The organism is Homoserinimonas sp. OAct 916 (assembly GCF_003260275.1).
GTDB lineage: Bacteria > Actinomycetota > Actinomycetes > Actinomycetales > Microbacteriaceae > OACT-916.
On sequence record NZ_QJHB01000053.1, the window covers coordinates 1 to 510 of the forward strand.

Annotated in this window: 1 protein-coding gene; it reads right to left on the reverse strand. The window is 56.7% G+C overall.

Going from position 1 to position 510, the window contains the following annotated elements; genetic code table 11:
* The coding region (locus DL891_RS17620) for a hypothetical protein (protein ID WP_232819243.1) at window positions 1–192 on the reverse strand (192 nt) is incomplete at its 3' end.
* Window positions 193–510: the final 318 nt, after the last annotated feature.

Genomic DNA, 510 nt, shown 5'->3' on the forward strand with positions numbered 1-510 from the left:
TGCGTCGACCCCGAGCATGACAACCCATGCACCTACCGAGGCTGTACCTCGTTCCCACGGCAGAAGGAACCACAGCGGAAGGCTCACCGAGTAAACAGCGAACGCAAGTATCGCGGCAGCAACCGGGTGGCGCTCGGGCAACTTTTGCCGCAGAGGGCTGATTGCGACTGACGAGTCACGCGAATTAGCCATGGTTGCTCTCAAGCCGAGTAGGAACAAGCGACTGTGTCACAACCGTAGGTACTGTTTTCTCAGCCATATCGCCAGCCTACATAAGGGTGTCCTCGCCGTGACTGGACGCCTCCAATGGGCAGGATGCGAAGATAAACTGTCACAGTTACGTGTGTCTCGGTCGATCAACGGTCGGTTCAGTCCTTATGTGAATCTTTCACATTGCCTGCACGGAGCAGATAGGCCGCCGTGTTCAAGAATGACTTAAACTTGCGTGAATCGGCGGACCCACGGTGAAGAAGCTCCCGCGGATTCTTGGTGCCGTGGGGCTCGTTGTGG